The sequence below is a fragment of the Rhizobium sp. Leaf341 genome (assembly GCF_001424325.1).
In the GTDB taxonomy this organism is placed as follows: domain Bacteria; phylum Pseudomonadota; class Alphaproteobacteria; order Rhizobiales; family Rhizobiaceae; genus Ferranicluibacter.
In genome coordinates, this window is the sequence record NZ_LMPE01000010.1 from 64461 (window position 1) to 84312 (window position 19852).

General features: G+C 64.9%; 19 protein-coding genes. 7 read left to right on the top strand and 12 right to left on the bottom strand.

What is annotated here, in order from left to right; translation table 11 throughout:
- The first annotated feature begins 154 nt into the window (after nucleotides 1-154).
- A complete protein-coding gene (locus ASG03_RS10105) occupies nucleotides 155-853 on the top strand; it encodes a phosphatidylserine decarboxylase (protein WP_062693493.1) in 699 nt (232 codons plus the stop codon).
- 163 nt (nucleotides 854-1016) lie between these two features.
- A complete protein-coding gene (gene pssA, locus ASG03_RS10110) occupies nucleotides 1017-1865 on the top strand; it encodes a CDP-diacylglycerol--serine O-phosphatidyltransferase (RefSeq protein WP_062693494.1) in 849 nt (282 codons plus the stop codon).
- Between the two features lie 64 nt (nucleotides 1866-1929).
- Here pssA and ASG03_RS10115 read toward each other — a convergent pair whose 3' ends face one another.
- The gene (locus ASG03_RS10115) at nucleotides 1930-2835 is read right to left on the bottom strand and encodes a LysR family transcriptional regulator ArgP (protein ID WP_062693495.1); all 906 of its coding nucleotides are present in this window, start codon (nucleotides 2833-2835) and stop codon (nucleotides 1930-1932) included.
- Nucleotides 2836-2923: 88 nt separating this feature from the next.
- Between ASG03_RS10115 and ASG03_RS10120 the strand changes: the two genes are divergently transcribed.
- Complete coding sequence (locus tag ASG03_RS10120; protein WP_062693496.1) at nucleotides 2924-3553, top strand: LysE/ArgO family amino acid transporter; 630 nt, start codon at nucleotides 2924-2926, stop codon at nucleotides 3551-3553.
- Nucleotides 3554-3556: 3 nt separating this feature from the next.
- Here the strand turns inward: ASG03_RS10120 and ASG03_RS10125 are convergent, their stop codons facing one another.
- The 6 genes from ASG03_RS10125 to ASG03_RS10150 form a co-directional block, all read right to left on the bottom strand.
- Nucleotides 3557-4303: an SDR family NAD(P)-dependent oxidoreductase gene (locus tag ASG03_RS10125; RefSeq protein WP_062693497.1), complete on the bottom strand. Its 747-nt coding sequence runs from the start codon at nucleotides 4301-4303 to the stop codon at nucleotides 3557-3559.
- Between the two features lie 3 nt (nucleotides 4304-4306).
- The gene (gene purF, locus ASG03_RS10130; protein ID WP_062468892.1) at nucleotides 4307-5827 is read right to left on the bottom strand and encodes an amidophosphoribosyltransferase; all 1521 of its coding nucleotides are present in this window, start codon (nucleotides 5825-5827) and stop codon (nucleotides 4307-4309) included.
- A gap of 138 nt (nucleotides 5828-5965) precedes the next feature.
- Nucleotides 5966-6583, bottom strand: a complete 618-nt coding sequence (locus ASG03_RS10135) for a CvpA family protein (RefSeq protein ID WP_062468889.1) — start codon at nucleotides 6581-6583, stop codon at nucleotides 5966-5968.
- Nucleotides 6584-6779: 196 nt separating this feature from the next.
- Complete coding sequence (radA, locus tag ASG03_RS10140) at nucleotides 6780-8183, bottom strand: DNA repair protein RadA (RefSeq protein ID WP_062693498.1); 1404 nt, start codon at nucleotides 8181-8183, stop codon at nucleotides 6780-6782.
- An 80-nt stretch (nucleotides 8184-8263) separates the two neighbouring features.
- A complete protein-coding gene (alr, locus tag ASG03_RS10145; RefSeq protein ID WP_062693499.1) occupies nucleotides 8264-9409 on the bottom strand; it encodes an alanine racemase in 1146 nt (381 codons plus the stop codon).
- A 100-nt stretch (nucleotides 9410-9509) separates the two neighbouring features.
- Entirely contained in the window at nucleotides 9510-11012 is a 1503-nt protein-coding gene (locus tag ASG03_RS10150; protein ID WP_062600827.1) for a replicative DNA helicase, read from the bottom strand.
- Nucleotides 11013-11344: 332 nt separating this feature from the next.
- Here ASG03_RS10150 and ASG03_RS10155 point away from each other — a divergent pair, with 332 nt between their 5' ends.
- The 3 genes from ASG03_RS10155 (at nucleotide 11345) to ASG03_RS10165 (ending at nucleotide 14619) form a co-directional block, all read left to right on the top strand.
- Nucleotides 11345-11794, top strand: coding sequence for a MarR family winged helix-turn-helix transcriptional regulator (locus ASG03_RS10155; RefSeq protein ID WP_062468878.1), 450 nt, complete (start codon nucleotides 11345-11347; stop codon nucleotides 11792-11794).
- On the top strand, nucleotides 11791-13467 hold the full coding sequence (locus tag ASG03_RS10160) for an MFS transporter (protein WP_443216599.1): 1677 nt from the start codon (nucleotides 11791-11793) through the stop codon (nucleotides 13465-13467). Before ASG03_RS10155 ends, ASG03_RS10160 begins: the two co-directional genes overlap by 4 nt.
- An 84-nt stretch (nucleotides 13468-13551) precedes the next feature.
- Nucleotides 13552-14619, top strand: coding sequence for an HlyD family secretion protein (locus tag ASG03_RS10165; RefSeq protein WP_062693500.1), 1068 nt, complete (start codon nucleotides 13552-13554; stop codon nucleotides 14617-14619).
- Between the two features lie 218 nt (nucleotides 14620-14837).
- Here ASG03_RS10165 and rplI read toward each other — a convergent pair whose 3' ends face one another.
- The 5 genes from rplI to ASG03_RS10190 form a co-directional block, all read right to left on the bottom strand.
- On the bottom strand, nucleotides 14838-15413 hold the full coding sequence (rplI, locus tag ASG03_RS10170; protein WP_062468872.1) for a 50S ribosomal protein L9: 576 nt from the start codon (nucleotides 15411-15413) through the stop codon (nucleotides 14838-14840).
- 35 nt (nucleotides 15414-15448) lie between these two features.
- Complete coding sequence (locus ASG03_RS10175) at nucleotides 15449-16420, bottom strand: hypothetical protein (protein WP_062693501.1); 972 nt, start codon at nucleotides 16418-16420, stop codon at nucleotides 15449-15451.
- 155 nt (nucleotides 16421-16575) lie between these two features.
- A complete protein-coding gene (gene rpsR, locus ASG03_RS10180; RefSeq protein WP_062468866.1) occupies nucleotides 16576-16824 on the bottom strand; it encodes a 30S ribosomal protein S18 in 249 nt (82 codons plus the stop codon).
- Nucleotides 16825-16845: 21 nt separating this feature from the next.
- Entirely contained in the window at nucleotides 16846-17286 is a 441-nt protein-coding gene (gene rpsF, locus ASG03_RS10185) for a 30S ribosomal protein S6 (RefSeq protein ID WP_062468864.1), read from the bottom strand.
- Between the two features lie 301 nt (nucleotides 17287-17587).
- On the bottom strand, nucleotides 17588-18631 hold the full coding sequence (locus ASG03_RS10190) for an aldo/keto reductase (RefSeq protein WP_062468862.1): 1044 nt from the start codon (nucleotides 18629-18631) through the stop codon (nucleotides 17588-17590).
- A 241-nt stretch (nucleotides 18632-18872) separates the two neighbouring features.
- On the opposite strand from ASG03_RS10190, the gene fabD reads away from it, so the two are divergent.
- On the top strand, nucleotides 18873-19814 hold the full coding sequence (gene fabD / locus ASG03_RS10195) for an ACP S-malonyltransferase (protein WP_062693502.1): 942 nt from the start codon (nucleotides 18873-18875) through the stop codon (nucleotides 19812-19814).
- The last annotated feature ends 38 nt before the right edge of the window (nucleotides 19815-19852 follow it).

The following is a 19852-nucleotide window of genomic DNA, read 5'->3' on the forward strand; positions in this document are numbered from 1 at the left end:
GCAACGGCTGTTTGCCCGGCGGCGTGCGTTTTGGGCCGCTTGGCCCTCGCGTTTTGCGCGCCGCATCCCATATCCTCCTGCAAGCCGCCCTTGTTGCCGCCCGGGACGATTCCCTATAGGTGCAGGGTCGGAGTTTAATGGAGACGCTGCCCTCATGAGCCTGATCACGTCCGTTCGCAACACGCTGGTGCCGATCAATAAAGCCGGCTACCCGTTCATTGCCGGGTTCTTCGTCGTCTCACTCCTTCTCGGTTTCCTGTGGGAGCCGCTGCTCTGGATCGGCTTTCTCCTCACGGCCTGGTGCGCCTATTTCTTCCGCGACCCCGAACGCGTGACGCCGGTCGATGACGATCTCGTCATCAGCCCTGCCGACGGTCGCGTCTCGTCGGTCGCCTACATCGTGCCGCCGGAAGAGCTCGGCCTCGGCTTCGAGCCGATGCTGCGCATCTCCGTCTTCATGAACGTCTTCAATTGCCATGTGAACCGCGCGCCCATGCGCGGCACCATTACCCGCATCGCCTACCGCGCCGGACAGTTCGTCAATGCCGAACTCGACAAGGCCAGCAGCGAGAACGAGCGCAATGGTCTGGTCATCGAGACGGCCCATGGCGCGATCGGCACCGTGCAGATCGCGGGGCTGGTGGCCCGCCGCATCATCTGCTGGGCGTCGCAGGGCGAGCAGCTGCAGGCCGGCCAGCGTTTTGGCCTGATCCGCTTCGGTTCGCGCCTCGACGTGTTTCTGCCGGCAGGCGCCGAACCGCGCGTCAGCCTTGGGCAGCTTGCGATCGCCGGCGAGACGGTGCTGGCGGAGTTCGGCTCCGAGAAGGGCCCGACCCTCGGCCGCCGCGATTGATGCGCCCGTCACCAGATGCCAGTACCGGCATGGTCGTGACCGGGCCGAGGTGATTGCAACGCGGAGCGGCTGCGCTGGAACCTGTCCGGCGCAGCGCTATATCGAGATCTAGAGACCCCCGCAGGGACGCACCGTCCCGCCTGTGCCCCAAGGACCAAGCGCCATGGATACGACGCCGTTTCCCCCGTACGAACCGAATGGGCCCCATGACGACGAGGCGCGGGGTCCGCGGCTGCGGGAGATCCCCCTCCGGCTCCTCGTTCCCAACCTGATCACGGTGCTTGCGATCTGCGCCGGCTTGACGGGCGTGCGGCTCGCCTTCGAGGGACGGTTCGAACTGGCCGTCGCCATGGTTCTCGTGGCCGCGTTTCTGGACGGGGTCGACGGCCGCATTGCCCGCCTGCTCAAGGCGACGTCGAAATTCGGCGTCCAGATGGATTCGCTTGCCGATATCGTCAATTTCGGCGTCGCACCGGCGCTGGTTCTCTTCGCGTTCGTGCTGGATGAAGCCAAGTCGATCGGCTGGATCGCCGCCCTCATCTATGTCATCGCCGCGGGCCTCCGACTGGCGCGCTTCAATGTCATGGCGGAGCGTGACATCAAGGCGAAGTGGCAGTCGGAGTATTTTGTCGGCGTGCCTGCGCCGGCCGGGGCGATGCTCGTTCTCCTTCCGGTCTATCTTGGCCTGCTCGGCGTCGAGCCGAGCCGCACCATGGGCCTGATCTTTTCGGCCTATACGCTGCTCATCGCCTTTCTGCTCGTCAGCCGCCTGCCGGTCTGGTCCGGCAAGTCTGAGAATCGCGTCCGCCGCGATCTCGTCCTCCCGGTCATCCTGGCCGTCGTCATCTATGTCGCGACCCTGATGAGCTTCACATGGGAAACCATGGTGATCACCGCCATCGTCTACCTCGCGTCGCTGCCCTTCGGCGCCCGCGCCTGGAAGAAGAAGTACGGCAGCAAATGGCCGGAGCATCCGGAAGGCATGCGCGACGACGGCCTGCCTGGACACTAGATCGCGGACACTCGATCCCGGTCACGCGCTCGATCGCCGTCTGTGGATGATGTCGTTGGCGTGCTCAGGCAGGCAGCCGGAGCGCCTTGTGCGCCACGTCGACGACGGCCCGCGTCAGGGCTGTCAGCTGGTCGGCTGCGAGCCGGTTGATCTGCCAGAAGAGGGGCACGTCCAGCGGCGTATCGGGCACCAGCTCGACCAGCCGTCCGTTCGCCAGATGCGCCTCCACCAGCATTTCCGGGTTCATGCCCCACCCCATTCCGGCCAGGCTCGCCTCGACGAAGCTCTGCGTCGACGGCAGCCAATGGGTCGGACACGCAGGCTCCGCGCCGAGCGTGTCCCGGAGCCATCGGCTTTGAAGCCGGTCCTTCTGGTTGAACGTCAGCGACGGCGCCTGTGAAAAGGCAGCGAGCGTCATGCCGTCGGCAAGATATCGTTCCACAAAGTCGGGACTGGCCGTGGCCCGGTAGCGCAAGGCGCCGAGCGGCGTTCTGCGGCAGCCGGAAACGGGTTTTTCCAGCGATGTCACGGCAGCAATGACGCGCCCCTGTTGAAGCCACTCGGCCGTATGATCCTGGTCATCCACCGCGATGTTGAGAAGATGGCGCGACCCTTTGGAAAAGGTCGAGATCGCCCCGAGGAACCATGTGGCGAGGCTGTCGGCATTGGTCGCGATCGGGAGGGTTACGCGATCGTCCGGCGAAAGCGGGTCGACCAGCGCCGGCAGGTGCGTCAGCAACTCGCTCTCCAGCATGCCCACCGTCTCCATATGCCGGCAGAGCCACGCGCCCTTCTCCGTCGCCGTGCAGGGCGTGCTCCGGACGACGAGGGCTGTGCCGAGGCGTTCCTCCAGCGCCTTGACGCGCTGCGACACGGCGGACGGCGTAACATTCAGCCGTCGCGCCGCCTTTTCGAAGCTGCCCGTTTGAACCACGGCGGCAACAGCGCGCAGAGAGGCATAATCCAGCACGTTAGCGCTCCTTCATCAGGGTAAGCATCATTAAGTAGGCTAAATCCGACGAAGGCGCTATCGAGATATCCGCAACAGGGAGATAGGAATGCTCGCTTTTCTCGATGAGACGGCCTCCACGGCGTTCACGACCGGCCTTGCCATGGGGCTGACGCTGATCGTCGCCATCGGCGCGCAAAATGCCTTCGTTCTGCGGCAGGGCCTGCGCAACGAGCATGTCTTTGCCGTCTGTCTCGCCTGCGCCGTGTCCGATGCGGCGCTGATCGCTTTGGGGGTAACGAGTTTCCGGCAGATCGCGCAGATCCTTCCCGGGATCGATCCGATCATGCGCTATGGCGGCGCGGCGTTCCTGTTCGTCTACGGTGCACGGAGCCTGTGGTCGGCCCTCCGGGCTTCGAGCGCACTCGACATATCGGGACAGACAGGTCGCGGCCTTGGCGTCACGCTGGCGACCTGCCTCGCGCTGACCTGGCTCAATCCGCACGTCTATCTCGACACCGTCGTGCTGCTCGGCACCATCTCCACCCGGTTTCCGGGCGCCCAGGCGGCCTTTGCCGCAGGCGCGATGTGCGCCTCGGTCCTGTTCTTCTTCTCGCTCGGCTATGGCGCCCGATGGCTGCGGCCGCTCTTCGAGAAACCGGCCGCCTGGCGTGTCCTGGAGGCGATCATCGGCGTGGTGATGGTCGCGATCGGTGTCCGACTGGTGATCGGGCTGTAGAGGCTAATCCGGCAGACGATAATCGACGAGCCGGTTCTCGCGAACCTGGAACAACTTTCCGGTCTGCGTCTGGCCCGGTCCGACGAGCGTCAGCAGGGTTCGCGCGACCTCCGAGGGATGCGGCACGGTTTCCGGATCCTCGCCCGGCATGGCCAGCGCCCGCATGGCGGTGCGGGTGCCGCCGGGATCCACCGAGAGGATCCGCAATGGCAAACGCTGGGTTTCCCCGGCCCATGTCCGCGCCAGCGCCTCGACGGCCGCCTTGGACGCGGAGTACGCGCCCCAGAACGGCTTGCATTTGTGCGCCGCCGACGAGGAAATGATCAGCGCGCGGCTGGCGTCCGAGCGCACCAGCAGCGGCTCCACCGTACGGATCAGCCGCCAGGTCGCGGTGACGTTGATCGTCATCACCTTCTCGAACACCTTGGCTTCGAAATGGCCGATCGGCGAAATCGTGCCGAGAATGCCGGCATTGGCAACGAGGATATCGAGCCGGCCCCAGCGCTCGTGGATTGCGGCGCCCAGCCGGTCGATCGCGTCCATATCGGCAAGGTCGAACGGCACCAGCGTCACGGGAAGCCCGCCGGCCGCCTTGACGGCATCGTCCAGTTCTTCGAGTCCGCCGACGGTGCGGGCGCAGGCGATAACCTGCGCGCCGGCCCGCGCCAGTTCAAGTGCGGTGAAATATCCAATGCCCCGCGAGGCGCCGGTGACGAGCGCGATGCGCCCCTTCAGATCGATGGCATTCATGTTTCAGCCGTTACTCGCCATGACGGACAGCTTGCGCACATTGCTGGTCGCTTCGCGGTCGAGAAGACGCGTGGGATAGTCGCCCGTGAAATAGTGGTCGGTGAACTGCGGCGCCTTCGGATCGCGCGGCTCGCCCCCGACGGCCCGGTAGAGCCCATCGATCGACAGAAACTCCAGCGAATCCGCACCGATGAAGGCGCACATCGAGGCCAGGTCCGCGTGCTGGTTGGCCAGCAGCTTGTCGGCGTCCGGCGTATCGATGCCGTAGAAATCGGGATGGTAGATCATCGGGCTGGCGACGCGGATGTGCACCTCGAGCGCACCGGCCTCGCGGATCATCTGGACGATCTTCAGCGACGTCGTCCCGCGCACGATGGAATCGTCGATCAGCACGACGCGCTTTCCCTCGATCATGGCACGGTTGGCCGAGTGCTTCAGCTTCACGCCGAACGCGCGGATCTGCTGCGTCGGCTCGATGAAGGTGCGCCCGACATAATGGTTGCGGATGATGCCGAGTTCGAACGGGATGCCGCTCGCCTGGGCAAAGCCGATCGCCGCCGGGGTGCCGCCGTCTGGAACAGGCACGACGACATCGGCCGCGCACGGCGCTTCCTTGGCAAGGTTGATGCCCATGTTCTTGCGCGCGACATAGACGTTGCGACCGCCGACGACGGAGTCCGGGCGGGCGAAATAGACATATTCGAAGAGGCAGAGCCGCTCCGGCATCGGTGTCTCCGCCTTGCGCGATTCGATGCTGATCGATCCGTCGGGCTGGATCTCGCAGATCACCACTTCGCCGTTCTCGACATCGCGGACGAATTTCGCGCCGATGATGTCGAGCGCGCAGGTCTCCGATGCAAAGATCGGCTTGCCGTCGAGTTCGCCCATGACGAGCGGGCGAATGCCGTAGGGATCGCGCGCCGCCATCAGCTTGGTGCGGGTGATGGCGAGCATGGAGTAGCCGCCTTCGACCTGGCGGATCGCATCGACGAAACGCTCGCCGGAGCCGGCATGCTTGGAACGCGCGATGAGGTGCAGCACGACCTCGGTATCCGACGTCGACTGACAGATGGCACCGTCCGCAATGAGTTGCCGGCGCAGCGTGAGCCCATTGGTCAGGTTGCCGTTGTGTGCGATGGCGATGCCGCCGACCTCGAGTTCGGCAAAGAGCGGCTGCACGTTGCGCAGCGCCACTTCGCCGGTGGTCGAATAGCGCGTGTGGCCGATGCCGCTGAAGCCGGGGAGCTTGGCGAGCGTCGCGGGGTCCGTGTAGTGATCGCCGACGAGGCCCATGCGCTTTTCGGTATAGAACTGGCGGCCGTCGAAGGTGACGATGCCGGCCGCTTCCTGTCCACGATGCTGGAGCGCGTGCAGTCCGAGCGCGGTGAGCGTGGCAGCGTCTTCATGTCCGAGGATGCCGAACACGCCGCACTCTTCGTGCAGCGTATCGCCGTCCATTTCGTCGTGGATCTCCACGGCACGCGGGCTCGTGGCGGAAGATGCGGGAGAATGGGGCAAGGTCATCGCGGTATCACCTTTGTCTCGGCGGGTGCGGTTGGCATATCGTAGCGCGTCATCACGGCTTCAACCAGCAATACCGGCGGAAGATCGATGAAACGACAACAGCCCGCAAAGCGGGCTGGCAGGTCTGGCGCTGTTGCGTCAGTTGTTGGTCGTTGGCGCGGCGGGCGGAAGGGCCGGCGCGTCGTCGGAGGGAACCGGCTCGCTCGGCGGCGTGGTGCCGTCCAGCTCGCCCTCGGGTGTCGGCTTGCCGGTCAGGCGGTTGACCACCGTCGTGCCGACATCCTCCGGCAGCAGCGCCACCAGCTTGGTTCCGAGATTGTCGAGCAGCGGCTTCGATTTCGCCTGGATGACCCAGGTCGGCTGCTGCTCGGGCTTCACGATCCAGTTGAAGAACAGCATCGCAACGACGATGAGCAGGATGCCGCGCGCCGCACCGAACAGGAAGCCGAGCGTGCGATCGAGCGCGCCGATGCGGCTGTCGATGATGAAATCGGCGATCCGCATCGTGATAAAGGAAATGATGATCAGGGCGACAAGGAAGATGACGCCGGCCGAACCGGCCGTGGCGATGGCATCGCTCGTCGTGTACTGCGCCGCGTAGGGCTTGAGATAGGGATAGAGGAAATAGGCTGCCGCCGCCGCGCCGAGCCAGCTGGCGACCGAAAGCACCTCGCGCGAGAAGCCGCGCACCATGGCCAGGACGGCCGAGAACAGCGCGACACCGATCACGATCCCGTCGAGAATGGTTATGGGCATGGTCGTCTTACTCCGTACAAGCGCCAGGCGGGGTCCGCACCGGGGCATCTGCAGTCACCGCTCGTGGCGCCGTCGCCGGTCTCTCGCGAGGCCGGTGGGAGCATGTATACCGAAACGGCGGCCGTGTCCCGATATGCTTTGCCCCGATATCGCTCGACGAGAGACGCGTTGCCGAAAGGCGGCGTCCGCCTTCGGGTCAGTCGTCCTCGTCCGTCTGCCGCAGGGCGCCCTTGGAGCCGGCAATGCGCGCGACCAGATCCGGCAGGCTTTCCATCTCGCTCCACGCCATCCCGGAGCCTTTGGGCAGGTCGGGAGAGGCGGACGGCAGGACAGCTTGCGAGAAGCCGAGTTTCTCGGATTCCTTCAGGCGCTGGGACGTATGCGCAACCGGCCGGATGGCCCCGGACAGGCTGATTTCGCCGAAATAAACGCAATCGGTGGGAAGGGCAAGACCGGCAAGCGAGGAAACCAGTGCGGAAGCCACGGCAAGATCGGCCGCAGGCTCCGCGATGCGGTAGCCGCCGGCCACGTTGAGATAGACGTCGTGCTGCCCGAGGCGCACGCCGCAATGCGCTTCGAGGACGGCGAGGATCATCGACAGGCGCGCCGAATCCCAGCCGACCACAGCCCGGCGCGGCGTTCCCAGCGAGGTCGGCGCCACCAGCGCCTGGACCTCCACCAGCACCGGGCGCGTCCCTTCCATGCCGGCAAAAACGGCGGCGCCCGGAGATTTCGCATTGCGCTCGCCGAGGAACAGCTCGGACGGATTGGTCACTTCCCGCAGGCCCCTGTCCGACATCTCGAACACGCCGATCTCGTCCGTCGGGCCGAAGCGGTTCTTGACGGTGCGCAGGATGCGGTAGTGATGCCCGCGGTCACCCTCGAAGTAGAGAACGGCATCGACCATGTGTTCCACCACGCGCGGCCCTGCAATCTGGCCTTCCTTGGTCACGTGGCCGACGAGAACGACGGTTGCGCCGGTCTGCTTGGCAAAGCGGATCATCGCCTGCACGCCGGTTCGCACCTGCGTGACGGTGCCCGGCGCGGAATCGACGACGTCGCTCCACAGCGTCTGGATGGAGTCGACAATGAAGAGATCCGGCCGCTTGCCCTCCGACACCGTGGCCAGAATGTCCTCGACATTCGTCTCCGCAGCCAGCAGCACGTCGGTATCGGCGGCGCCGAGCCGCTGCGCCCGCAGGCGCACCTGGGCCACGGCCTCTTCGCCCGAGACGTAGATGACGCGGTGGCCGTTGCGCGACAGGGCGGCTGCGGCCTGCATCAGCACCGTGGATTTCCCGATGCCGGGATCGCCGCCGATAAGGACGGCCGAGCCGCGCACGAAGCCGCCGCCGGTCGCGCGATCGAGCTCGGAGATGCCGGTGGTGATGCGGGGCGCATCCTCCGTCTCGCCCGAGAGGGTGGTCAGCGTGACCGGCCGCCCCTTCTTCGGCGTCTTTCCGGGCCCGCCGCCGATGCCGCCGAGCGGGTCTTCCTCGACAATGGTGTTCCACTGTCCGCAGCCTTCGCATTTTCCCACCCAGCGGGATGTGACGGTGCCGCAGTTCTGGCAAATGAAATTGGTTCTGGCCTTGGCCATGCAGACGGGATCGCTTTCGGTAAGGTATTCTCGTTTTGTTCTCGTTTACGCTATCTGCGCCCGCTTTCCAAGATGCGGTTTCAAACTTCCGTATCGGCCTCGATATAGGCGCGGTCATAACGATGACCGAGGCTTGTCAGCAGCTCGTAGCCGATGGTCCCGCCAGCCCGTGCGACGTCGTCGAGGGCAATGTTGCGGCCGAAGAGTTCGATGTAATCGCCGGCCCGGACGCTGGTCTCGGGCAGGTCCGTCACGTCGAACAGGCTGAGGTCCATCGTGACGCGGCCGACATGCGGCACCTTGCGGCCGTGCAGGAAGCCGTGGGCGCCCGAAGGCTGCGCCTGCCGCAGCGTCACGCCGCTGCCCGACACCGAGCGGTGATAGCCATCGGCATAACCGACCGAGGCAATGGCGATGCGGCTGTCGCGGGCGAAGGTCGCGGTGGCGCCGTAGCTTGCCGATCCACCCTTGGCGACCGAACGCACCTGGATGATGCGGGCTTCCGCGGTCACGACCGGCGTCATCGGGTTGGCCATGCCGTTCACGGCCTCGCCGCCATAGGTGGCAATGCCGGGCCGGGTGAGGTCGAAGTGATAGTCCGGCCCGAGATGAATGCCTGCGGAATTGGCCAGGCTTGCCTCGACGCCGTCGAAGGCGGTGCGAACCGTGCGGAAGGCCTCCAGTTGCTGACCGTTCAGCGGGTGTGCGGGATCGTCGGCGCAGGCGAGGTGGCTCATCACCAGCATCGGCGCAAAGCTTGCCGGGCGTGCCGGATCGGAGGCCAGCGCCATCGCCTCGTCGAGCGACAGGCCGAGCCGGTTCATGCCGGTATCCACATGCAGGACGCAAGGGTGCTCGCCGTGCTCGGAGAGCGCGGCCATGAAGAAGGCAAGCTGCTCCTCGGAATTGATGACCGGCACCAGCCCGTTTTCAAAGAACAGCGGCTCGATGCCCGGCCAGAGGCCGGCGAGAACATAGATGCGGCCTTCCGGCACCAGCGGCCGCAGGTTCACGCCTTCCTCGGCATTCGCCACGAAGAAATCGCGCGCGCCCGCCTGGTAGAGCGTCTCGGCCGCCGCCTCGATCCCCACTCCGTAGGCGTCCGCCTTGAGAACGGCGGCCGCGCGCGCGCGTCCGGATCGGGCCTTCATCTGGCGCCAGTTGTCGGCCAGCGCCTGCAGATCGATGGTCAGGCGGTTCGCCGCTGCGGAAAAGACGTCGTCCATGGGAAGCCTCGGAATATGCGGAATGAGCAAGCCTGTTTGCAAACAGCGACGCCGTCCGGGCGTGTCGGCCACTCCGACATAGCGCTGCAACTTCGGGCGATCAATGTTCCTCGTACTGCGTGAACGAGGGGTCGGCGAGGTCGGTGAAGCGGGTATATTCCGACTGGAACGCGAGCTTGACCGTTCCGGTCGGCCCGTGGCGCTGCTTGGCGATGATCACGTCGGCGGTGCCCTTGACCTTTTCGAAGGTCTGCTTCCACTCCTCGTATTTCGGATCGAACTCGTCGCGCGGCTCCATGTTCTTCACGTAATATTCTTCGCGGAACACGAAGAGCACGACGTCGGCGTCCTGCTCGATCGAGCCGGATTCACGAAGGTCGGAGAGCTGCGGGCGCTTGTCCTCGCGGCTTTCCACCGCACGCGACAGCTGCGACAGCGCGATGATCGGAACGTTCAGCTCCTTGCCCAGCGCCTTGAGGCCGGTGGTGATCTGGGTGATCTCCTGCACGCGGTTCTCACCGGATTTTCCGGCGCCCGTCATCAGCTGGATATAGTCCACCACAAGGCAGTCGAGCCCCCGCTGGCGTTTGAGGCGGCGCGCGCGTGCCGACAGCTGGGCGATCGAGATACCCCCGGTCTGGTCGATGTAGAGCGGCACCTTCTGCATCATCTGGGCGCAGGCGACGAGCTTCTCGAAGTCGTGCTCGGTGATCTCGCCGCGGCGGATCTTGGAGGAGGAGACCTCTGTCTGCTCGGAAATGATACGCGTTGCCAGCTGCTCGGAGGACATTTCGAGCGAGTAGAACCCGACGACGCCGCCGTTCTTGGCCTTGTAGGAGCCATCCGCCTGGATCTCCGGCTCGTAGGAAGCGGCGATGTTATAGGCGATGTTGGTGGCGAGCGAGGTCTTGCCCATCCCTGGGCGACCGGCAAGCACGATCAAGTCGGACCGCTGCAGACCGCCCATCTTGCCGTCGAGCGAGTGAATGCCGGTCGAGATGCCGGAGAGGTGCCCGTCGCGCTCGAAGGCCTGGCCGGCCATGTCGATGGCCAGCGCCACGGCATCGTTGAAGGCCTGGAAGCCGCCGTCGTAGCGGCCGGTTTCGGCCAGTTCGAACAGCCGCCGCTCGGCGTCCTCGATCTGCCCCTGCGGCGGCATGTCGAGCGGTGCGTCGAAGGCGATGTTGACCATGTCCTCGCCGATGGTGATCAGCGAGCGGCGCAGCGCCAGATCGTAGATCGCCCGGCCATAATCCTCGGCATTGATGATGGTCACCGCATTGGCGGCAAGCTGCGCGAGATATTGCGAGATCGTCATGTCCCCGACCTTCTGGTCGGGCGCGAGGAACGTCTTGACGGTCACGGGATGGGCGGTCTTGCCCATGCGGATGATGTCGCCCGCGACCTCGTAGATCTTGCGGTGCAGGGGCTCGTGCAGGTGAACCGGCTTCAGGAAGTCCGAGACGCGATAGAAAGCATCGTTGTTGACGAGAATCGCGCCCAGCAGGGCCTGCTCCGCCTCGATGTTGCTCGGTGCCTCCCGGTACTGGGGCTCCATGGGCTGCTGATTCATCGCCGCCACTCTGCGCGCTGCTTCATTCATGGCTCTCTCTCGTCTTCTTCGCGGAACGGTCCTGTGATTGGCTGACCGGGGCGTGGTGTCAACCCGTCGCGGTGACAGGCCGGGGTGCGGGGGCCGGGTGTCACCGGTGTCCACAGCCGCATGGTGCGTCCAGTGGAAATCGGGCCCGTCCGCGCCATCTCTGCTTGACCGACCGCGCGCATCGTCACGGCAGCGAATCGCTCGCGCAGGATACGCGAAACGTCAGCCGCATGAAACGCACGGACGTCGATATGAAAGCTTGAAATGACCATCAGACTGCATTACTTCGACCACACATAGTTAGCATACTACTATTATGGAAAGAGTATCAGTTGAGCGATCTTGCCAATCGATCCCTGTTCGACGCCCTGCAATCCGTCAACCGGAAGCTCCGTGCCGTCTTCGATGCGCGGGTCCGGGAGCGTGGGCTCACATTGTCCCGGGCGCGCGCGCTCTTCGCTCTGGCGCGTCGCGACGGACAGAACCAGCGCGAGCTTGCCGAGGAACTCGCGATCGAAACGCCGACCATCGTCCGGCTTCTCGATGGCATGGAGGCTCAGGGCTTCATCGAGCGTCGGGTGGAGAAGTCCGACCGGCGCGCCAAGCAGATCCACCTGACGCCGAAGGGCCGGGCACTGGCGCAGGAGATCGAGATCATCGCCTGCGGCATTCGTGCCGATCTTCTCGCCGGTGTCAGCTTTGAGGACAAGGAAACCGCGCTTTCGGTCATGACGACGATGGCGGACAACATGATGCAGATCGGCCGGGAGACCATCTCGTGACCAACAGCTTTCCGCGTTCGATCGAAGACGGTGCGACACCCGAGCCGGAGACACCGGAAACGCCCCCGGTGGAAACCCGGCCGGCAAGCCCGCCGCAACCGGCCGTGCATCTCTCGCGCGGCCGCGCTTCGCTCTACATGTTCACCTCCGTGCTGATGTTCCTGACACAGGGCCTCGGCATGAACCTGCTGAACGCCAATCTCTACCAGCTGCAGGGCGCCTTCTCGGCCACCGTCAACGAGCTTGCCTGGCTGTCGGCCGCCTATATGGCACCCTATGCCAGCCTGTCCGTGGCGCTGTTCAAGATCCGCACGCAATACGGCCTCCGGCGCTTTGCGGAACTCGGCATTCTCTGCTTCGTCTTTGCCGCTTTTGCCAATCTGTTCGTGTCGGACCTGCACTCCGCGCTGATCATCCGCTTCGTCAACGGCATTGCGGCCGCGCCGCTGTCCACCATCGGCATTCTCTACATGCTCGAGGCTTTCCCGCCCGAGAAGAAGCTTTCCATGGGGCTGAGCCTTGCCGTCACGAACACGCTGCTGTCGGCCCCGCTCGCCCGCATCCTTTCGCCGGCGCTGATGGAATATGGCGGCTGGAGAGCGCTCTACACGTTCGAGGTCGCGCTGGCGCTCATCGCACTGCCCTTCATCTACCTCCTGCCGGTCACCGCGCCACCGCGCGCCAAGGTCATCCAGACGCTCGACATCTTCAGCTATCTCATCCTGGCCGGCGGTTTCGGCTGTCTGGCGATCATCCTGTCGCTCGGCCGCTTCTACTGGTGGTTCGAGGCGCCGTGGCTCGGCGTGCTGCTGGCCTGCGCGGTCGGTCTGCTCTCGGTCTTCGTCGCCATCGAGATCAACCGGTCCCAGCCGATGCTCGATCTGCGCTGGATCTTTTCCTGGCCGAACATCCACATGGCCGGTGTCCTCATCCTGTTTCGCACGGTCTCATCGGAGCAGACGGCCACCGTATCCGGCTTCTACCAGCAGATCGGCCTCCAGAACGACCAGACGATGACGCTCTATGCCATCGTGCTCGCCGCCTCGGTGGCGGGCGGGCTGTTCTGTACCTTTCTCATGGTGAAGAAGCAGCTCGATCTCGCCCATGTCATCGCGCTGGTCCTGATCGGTGCCGGTGCGTGGCTCGACAGCCAGTCGACCAATCTGACGCGGCCGGAGCAGATGTTCCTGAGCCAGGCCCTGGTGGGGGCCGGCGCCGCCATGTTCCTGCCGCCCGTGATGACGACGGGGTTTGGCGCGGCCCTTGCCAAGGGTCCGATCTACGTCGTCAACTTCATCGTCATCTTTCTCTTCACCCAGAGCCTCGGCAGCCTGATGGCCTCCGCCGCGCTCGGCAGCTTCGTGACCATCCGCGAGAAATTCCATTCCAACCTTCTTGCCGAGCAAATCATGCTGTCGGATCCGCTCGTCGCGAACCGCGTGGCGCAGCTCGCCGGATCCTACGGCAAGGTCATCATCGACAAGACGCTGCTGAACACCGAGGGACTACAGCTCCTCACGCAGCAGGTCAGCCGCGAAGCCTATGTCCTCGCCTATAACGATGCCTTCTTCGTCATCTTCATCGGCTGCGCCATCTCCCTGGCGATCCTCGTTGGCCATCTCATCTGGCGCCGGCTCGTCGCACCGCCCGACGCGGCCGTGGCTCCGGCCTGATTTGACGGGCCCTGTTCCGGGCCCTCATTCCCCGGCTCGCGTTTCGCCATTCGTCGTTCAAGCCCTTTTCAAGCAGAGTTTTCCATGTCCAAGCTCACCCGTTCCCCCGTCACCCTTCTCGTCCTCATCGCCGGCGTCGTCGGCGTTCTGCTCGTGCTGTATGCCTGGCGACTGCCGCCCTTCGTCACAGCGGTGGAAACCACGGACAATGCCTACGTCAAAGGCTATGTCACCATCATGAGCCCGCAGGTGGCGGGTTATGTCGTGGCCGTGCCGGTGCGCGACTACCAGGCCGTGAAGGAAGGCGATGTGCTCGTGCGCATCGACGAACGCATCTATCAGCAGAAGCTGGCGCAGGCGCGTGCGACGCTGGCCGGACAGAAGGCGGCGCTCGACAATTCCCGCCAGCAGGAAGCCTCCGCAAAGGCCACCATCGCCTCCAGCGAGGCGCAGGTGCTGGGCACGAAGGCCGCTCTGCGCCGGGCGGAGCTTGCCGCCGAGCGCGTGAACCAGCTCGCCGCCCGTAGCGTCGCCTCCACCAGCGAGGTCGAGGCGGCCCAGGCGACCTTCGAGCAGGCCAAGGCCGCCGAGGCGCAGGCCGAAGCCGCCGTCGAGGTCAATCGCCAGTCGCTCGCCACCATCATCGTCAATCGCGGCTCGCTGCAGGCCGCCGTCGCCGGTGCGGAGGCCGCGGTCGAGCTGGCGGAAATCGATCTTGCCAACACGGCGATCCGCGCGCCGCGCGACGGCCATCTCGGGGAGGTCGGCGTCCGCCTTGGCCAGTATGTCACGGCGGGAACACAGCTGATGTCCGTTGTGCCGCGCGAACTCTGGGTGGTGGCCAACTACAAGGAAACGCAGCTCGACGGCATGAAGGTCGGCCAGCCCGTGACCTTTACCGTCGATGCGCTCGAGCACCAGAAGCTGACCGGCCATGTCCAGCGCTTTTCGCCGGCCACCGGCTCCGAGTTCAGTGTCATCCGCCCGGACAACGCCACCGGAAACTTCACGAAGATCGCCCAGCGCGTCGGTGTCCGGATCTCCATCGATCCCGGCCAGGCTGCGGCCGAACGGCTTGCCCCCGGCCTCTCGGTGGTCGTGCGCATCGACAAGTCACTCGATCCCGATCCGAAGATCGCCGACGCGGAGTGACGATCTGCGGCAGCTACGCCGAAACGGGAGAGCCCGCATGCATGTCGCCGACACGTGTGCAGCGGTTTCGGGAAACGACATGCATCACAACAAGAACATAGGCGCGCAGCGTGAATCCGTTTTCTCGCAACGCGCTTTAAGACACGCAAGGCACCGATACGAAAAAAGCCCCGGAGCGTCTGACGCTCCGGGGCTTTTTATTGTTCGATCGCGAAGGCTTATTCTTCGTCGTTGTCGAATTCGGCTTCCGGGTTGAAGAAGTCTTCCGGACGCAGGGCATCTTCGTCGACGCCGTAGATGGCGTCGGCGGAGTTGAGGTTTTCACCCTTGGCCTGGCGCTCGGCTTCGTCGGCCGAACGGGCAACGTTCATCGTGACCGTGATCTCGACTTCGGCATGCAGGTGGATCTTCACCTGGTGCAGGCCGATGGACTTGATCGGGTTGTTGAGGTCGACCTGGTTACGGCCGACATTGAAGCCTTCGGCTGCAAGCACTTCGGCAACGTCGCGCGCGGCGACCGAACCGTAGAGCTGGCCGGTTTCGCCGGCAGAGCGGACGACGTTGAAGCTCTTGCCGTCGAGCTGTTCGGCAACCGTCTGGGCTTCCGACTTGCGCTCGAGGTTGCGGGCTTCGAGCGTTGCGCGCTCGCTTTCGAAACGGGCCTTGTTGGCAGCGTTGGCGCGCAGCGCCTTGCCGAGCGGCAGCAGGTAGTTCCGGGCAAAGCCGTCCTTGACCTTGACGGTTTCGCCCATCTGGCCGAGCTTGGCAACGCGTTCGAGAAGAATGACGTCCATGGTAGTGTCCTTTCAGGTGTCTGTGTCTGGAGTGGTTATTGCGGCGTCTTTCCCGTCGGTTTCCCGGTCGGAGACAGCGCGATGGCTCGGCGTGTATCCATGAGACCCGACAGGAGGAAGAAGAGGGCGGGCAGTGTGAAGAGCAGCACGGCCAGGTAGCCGATCCAGAGGACCGGAAGCCGCCAGGATTTGCCGCGGGTGCGAAAGTGAAAGACGGCAAAGCCGGAGAGCAGGAAGCCCGCGCCGAACGTGCCGCACACGAGTGCGCCGACCGCGCCCGCCGCACCGCCGGCAAAGGTCAGCACCAGCCCGCCGAGAAAGGCGAAGATGGCGAAGCGATGCATCCGCAGCGTCGACGGGATGTCCTCGCGCGGACGCAGGCTGCGACCGGACATCTGGACGATCCGAGTCGCCGCGTAATAGGCCGCAAACAGCATCAGCACCCAGAGCGCGCCCTGGGCCATCGGCAGGGCCACGCTGAACACGCCCTTGATCTGTGCGAGAGCGGCGGGATCCGGATTGTAGGTCGGCTCCTGGGTCTTCAGCGCTTCGATGACGATGTCGACCATGCCGGCAGCGGTTTCGGCGCTGTAGCCGAGCACCACGCCGATGATCAGCATGCCGGCGGTCACGAGGCCCGCGAGATGCGTCAGGATGTCGGACAGCGGATACCAGGCCATGGCATCCTCGGGCCCGCCGATCTCGCTTGCCGGACGCGCCAGGTTTGCCAGATGCGACAGCCAGGCTGCGGGAATGAGCGTGACGACGAGAATCAGCAGCGCGAAATAGGGGGACACGGCAACGGCCGCGAGAAATCCCGCAACGACGACGGCGACGATGGCGGCCCCGTTGCCCCAGCCGAGCCCGGCGATCAGGATCGGCAGTGCCGAGGCGGCATAAAGAACGATGGCGAGAGAAGAGGGCGTGGTGGCGCCGAACGACAGGAACGCCGCGGTCACGCCGGCCAGAATGCCGGTCAGCAACGATGTCCTGTTGATGGCTGTCACGTGTCGCTGTCCTGCTCGTCGGCAGTTAGAGGAGGGTCGAAGCCGTCCCCAACATGGGTTTGATCGCTTACAAGCGATGGTTCCGATCCGCGCCCATCGCGGAAGGGAGAAGGCGGCCGATCAACACCGGCCGCCTCCGTCAATGGAAGCCTGGCTTACGAGAGAACGTAGGGCAGGAGGCCGAGGAAGCGGGCGCGCTTGATGGCCTGGGCCAGTTCGCGCTGCTTCTTCTGGGAAACGGCGGTGATGCGCGACGGTACGATCTTGCCGCGCTCGGAAATGTAGCGCTGCAGGAGACGAACGTCCTTGTAATCGATCCGCGGCGCGTTTGCGCCCGAGAAGGGGCAGGTCTTGCGGCGGCGATGGAAGGGGCGGCGAGCCGGAGCGGAGGAGATGTCAGCCATTGTCTATAATCCCTTCAAACTTCAAGCGCGGTCTTCGCGCGGACGGCGCGGGCGATCTTCGCGGTCGCCATCGCGGCGCGGACGGTCGCCGAAGCCACGGTCCGGACGGTCGCCGTCACGGCGCGGACGGTCGTCGCGATCGCGCTTCTGCATCATGGCGGACGGGCCGTCTTCATGCTTTTCGACGGCGATGGTCATGTAACGAAGAACGTCTTCGTTGATGCGCATCTGACGCTCGACTTCGTGGACGGCCGGTGCCGGAGCATCGATGTCCATGAGCACGTAATGCGCCTTGCGATTCTTGGCGATGCGGTAGGTGAGGGACTTGAGGCCCCAGTTTTCCACGCGACCGACCTTGCCGCCATTGGCTTCGATCACACCCTTGTACTGTTCGACGAGGGCTTCGACCTGCTGTGCGGACACGTCCTGGCGGGCCAGGAACACATGTTCATAGAGAGCCATGATTGGCTTACCTTTCTTGCGTTTAACGTCACCCGGCAACGGCGCTAAGCCTCAACGACTGTTCTTAAAGACGCGCGGCGTCGGCAAGAAAGTGTTGTTTCGAGACGGTCGAGAGCGGAGACACGGGAGGCTGGATCCCTTCAGGATCCCGACAGGCGCCACAAGAGCGCCGGCCCTCCGTTCAGCCACCAGCCTGATGACCGGGTGTTTCGAACACGGCGGCTTATACGCGGATTCTTGGGGATTGCAAGGCCCGGGGACGAAACACCCCCGGGGAGCTCTGCCCTGTTCCGGGGATCAATCAGATCGGCATCGGGTAGAGGCGATGGATCCGGCGGATGCCGTTCACCAGTTCCGGCGTGAGCACAAGATCGGCGGCGCTAAGATTGACCGCGAGCTGCTCCATCGTCGTCGCCCCGATGATGGCCGCCGTGGTGAAGGGGCGCGACAGCACGAAGGCGAGCGCGAGCTGCGAGGGGTCGATGCCGTGATCTCGGGCGAGCGCCACATAGGCTTCGACCGCCGGTTCCTGATGCGGCGTGAAGCGGCCGCCGAGATCGCCGTTGATCGACAGCCGGCTGCCGTCCGGGCGCGAGCCGCCGATATACTTGCCGGAAAGGAGCCCGGCTGCGAGCGGCGAATAGGCGAGAAGCCCGACCTGCTCGTGATGCGACAGCTCGGCAAAATCGAGATCGTGCGGACGGTACAGAAGATTGTACTCGTTCTGCACCGATGCGACGCGTGGAAGACCGTGACGTTCGGCAAGGTCGATCAGCTTCTGCGTACCCCAGACGGTATCGTTGGAGACGCCGATCGCGCGGATCTTGCCCGCCTTCACCTGTGTGTCCAGCGCATGGAGCAGCGCGCCGAGATCCTCGACGACCTTGTCGGTATCCTGCTTGCTCGGATCGTAGCTCCAGGCGTTGCGGAAGTGATAATGGCCGCGGTTCGGCCAGTGCAGCTGGTAGAGGTCGACATAGTCCGTCTTCAGCCGCGCGAGGCTTGCATCGAGCGCCGTCACGATGCCGTCGGCGGTCATCGGTCCCCCGCCGCGGATATAGGTGCGTCCGGAGCCCGCAATCTTCGTCGCCAGCACAATCCGGTCGCGGTTGCCGCGCTCCGTCATCCAGGCGCCGATGATCCGCTCGGTCCCGCCATAGGTCGCCTCCGACAGGGGCGTCGTCGGATACAGTTCCGCCGTATCGATGAAGTTGACGCCTGCTTCCAGGGACGCATCGAGCTGGGCGAAAGCCTCGTCCTGCGTGTTCTGCGATCCCCAGGTCATGGTCCCCAGGCAAATGGTGGAGACCTCGATGCCGGTGCGGCCGAGCTGTTTGTACTGCATGAAGGATTGACCTTGTCAGACGAGACCGAAGTTCCGGCCTTCGTGATCCGCGAAAAGAGGCTGGCGCCCCTGCTGCGACGCAACATAATCGGCACGGGACCGAGGTCAAGCGCTTCGGGGCCCGTCCGATCGGGATCCTGCAGGCCGTGCAGGCCCCCGTTTCCCGCCTCCCCATTTCCCTTGGCTCCTTGACTTCCCGAGCCGTAATGTGAATGGAGAAGCAAAATAGAGGAGATGCTTCATGGCGATCGCGTTTACGTTTCCGGGGCAGGGCAGCCAGGCTGTCGGCATGGGTCGGGATCTGGCGGAAGCTTTTCCGGAAGCGTCCGCCGTTTTCGCCGAAGTAGACGACGCGCTCGGGGAAAAGCTGTCCGACGTCATGTGGAGCGGGCCGGAAGATCGGCTGACGCTGACGGCGAATGCCCAGCCGGCGCTGATGGCCGTCTCGCTGGCGGCGATCCGGGTTCTGGAGGCGCGCGGCCTCGATCTGGCAAAGCATGTCGATTTCGTCGCCGGTCACTCGCTCGGCGAATATTCGGCCCTCTGCGCTGCGGGCACCTTCTCGCTCGCCGATACCGCGCGCCTTCTGCGCATCCGCGGCAATGCCATGCAGGCTGCCGTGCCGGTCGGCCAGGGCGCGATGGCCGCGATCATCGGGCTCGATCATGAGGCCGTGCAGGCCCTGTGCGCCGAGATGTCCGAGATCGGCCCGTGCCAGATTGCCAACGACAATGGCGGCGGGCAGATCGTCATTTCCGGCGACAGGGACGCAGTGGAGAAGGCCGCCAAGCAAGCGAGCGACACGGGCGCCAAGCGCGCCATCATCCTGCCGGTCTCGGCACCGTTCCACTCCGCCTTGATGGCGCCGGCTGCCGAAGCGATGCGCGAGGCGCTGGCCACCGTCGCCCGTCGCGACCCGGTCGTGCCGCTCGTGGCCAATGTCCGCGCGACCCCCGTCACCTCGGCCGATGCGATCGTCGATCTCCTCGTCGAGCAGGTGACCGGACAGGTGCGCTGGCGGGAAACGGTGGAATGGTTCGGCGCCAATGGCGTGACGACCCTTTACGAGGTCGGCTCCGGCAAGGTGCTGACCGGGCTCGCCCGCCGCATCGACAAGTCCGTGACCGGGCTTGCTGTGAATGCGCCGGCCGATATCGAGGCTGTCCTCGCGGCCGTGCTCTAACCCCTGCAATGGCAGGCACTGGATCCTGAGAGCCGGCC